The sequence below is a fragment of the Endothiovibrio diazotrophicus genome (genome assembly GCF_054657215.1).
In genome coordinates this window covers 1-2,205 of the sequence record NZ_BAAHXB010000236.1, presented here as the reverse complement: position 1 = coordinate 2,205, position 2,205 = coordinate 1, and the positions used below count along the sequence as shown (strand labels likewise).

The 2,205-nt window shown below is 68.3% G+C and carries 1 protein-coding gene; it reads left to right on the top strand.

The window, feature by feature from the left end:
* Positions 1–174: 174 nt before the first annotated feature.
* A complete protein-coding gene (gene xerC, locus ACYQ2W_RS26030) occupies positions 175–1,263 on the top strand; it encodes a site-specific tyrosine recombinase XerC (RefSeq protein WP_459873949.1) in 1,089 nt (362 codons plus the stop codon).
* Positions 1,264–2,205 lie beyond the last annotated feature (942 nt).

The window sequence follows — 2,205 nt, the reverse complement described above, 5'->3', positions numbered from 1 at the left end:
CAGCCCCAAGTCAGGGGGGTGTCAGGGTGGCGAAAACAGCCGTAAAGCCAGCCAGGACAAGGGATGCAGGGACACCGACAGCGATAGCGTCGAAAAAGCACTATTCCGGCACGACGCGGAAAGCCAATCGTATCGTAGCCATATCTCCGCACTAGCCGCCGAGGGTCCGCACTGATGGCGCTGCGCCGGAAGCCGGGGCCGACGACGAGACCCGCCAGGGAACGGAGTCGGCCGCTGAACCCCGACGGTATCGCGCCCTACCTGGAGAGCCACCTCGAATGGCTCACCGTCAAGAACTACAGCCCCGACACCATCAACCGCCGCGACGTGGCCCTGCGCCGTTTTATCGAGTGGTGCGACGAGCGTTCCCTGAACCAGCCCCAGGAGATCACCAAGCCGATCCTGGAGCGTTACCAGCGTCATCTCTACTACTACCGCAAGGAGAACGGCCAGCCGCTCACCCTCGGCACCCAGCACTCGCTGCTGGCGCCGGTGAAGACGTTTTTTAAGTGGCTGACGCAGGAGAACCACCTGCTCTACAACCCCGCCTCGGAGCTGATGCTGCCGAAGCAGCCCAAGCGCCTGCCGCGCGACATCCTGAGTGTCGCCGAGGTGGAAAGCATCCTCGCCCAACCGGACCACTCCACCCTCGGCGGTCTGCGCGACCGCGCCCTGCTGGAGACGCTGTACTCCACCGGCCTGCGGCGGATGGAGCTGCCGGCGCTGAAGGTCTACGACATCGACCGGCACCGCTCCATCGTCATCGTGCGCGAGGGCAAGGGACTGCGTGACCGGATCATTCCCATCGGCGAACGCGCCCTGGCCTGGGTGGAGAAGTACCTCGACGAGAGCCGCCCCCAACTGCTGCTCAACGTGCATGAGGAGGCGCTGTTTCTCAACGACTACGGGGAGGCGCTGCCGCGTGACGCCCTGGCGAGGAAGGTGAAGCACTACATGGAGCAGGCCGGGGTCAAGAAGACCGGAAGCTGCCACCTGTTTCGTCACGCGATGGCGACCCACATGCTGGATAACGGCGCCGACACCCGGTTCATTCAGGCGATGCTCGGGCACGCCGATCTGGCGACCACGCAGATTTACACCCACGTCTCGGTGGAGAAGCTCAAGGCGGTTCACGCGGCGACCCATCCGGCGAAGCTGCGGCGGGAGGTGGATCGGGGAGCCGGCGAGAATGGACGGGAGGCGGAGCGGGAGGCGCTGTTTACCGCTTTAGCTGCCGAAGAAGACGAAGAGCTGGACGGGTGACGGTGGCTGTCGGACGCGCCGCCGCGCCGGAGACCTCGGAGCCATCCGGACCCGGAAGACGCGCTCGGACCGCCCGTCACGGCGCTTGCAAAGCCCGGCAAGGGGCGCGCCGCCAGTCCATGGCGCAAGTCACGCCCCGTGCAGGGCTGGGCAAGCGCCGCGCCGGGCTGCGTCGGCCTCTCCCTGGCCGGTTCCGTTCGGCGTCGGTGGTCCTGTTTGGCAGGCTCGCCGTCCGTGGCTCGCGCGCTGTGGCTGTCGGACACGCCATCACGTCGGAGACCTCGGCGCCATCCGGACCCCAAAGACGCGCTCGGATCGCCCGTCACGGCGCTTGCAAGGCCCAGCAAGGGGCGCGCCGCCAGTCCATGGCGCAAGTCACGCCCCGTGTAGGGCCGGGCAAGCGCCGCGCCGGGCTGCGCCGGCCTATCCCTGGCCGATTCCGTTTGGCGCTGGTGGTCCTGTTTCTCACGCTCGCCGTCCGTGGCTCGCGATTGCCCGCTTCAGCTATCGCTCAAGCGGGAGCCGGTTTCGCTTCGCCGCGGAAAGGCTATCGCCTTACCGCGGCGAAGCGGATCACCCCCCATCCCCCTCAAGGGGGCTTCGGGCGGCCATGTAACATAACGCGGGATTACGCGCAGGCCTCCTGCCTGTCCGGCGGGGGCCGGGCCGTCCTGGCCCGGCTTGATCCCCGCCCGCGTAATCCGCGCTATGTTAAATGGCCGCCGCCCCCCTCCCTGGGGGCCAAAAGGTGTGCGCGCTTCCCTGCGCGCACCGCCGGTCCGATCCGCGGCGCTGCGCGCGGGCCGCTACCGCGTCCCGTGCTCGTTCGCCGCGGCTCGGCCCGGCCCGTTTGGATTCCCCGCCCGCCCACGTGTCAGGGGCTGGCGGGCTCCAGCCGCTATCGCGTCTTACGCTCCCGCCAGCCCCTGCCACCCCCCAATG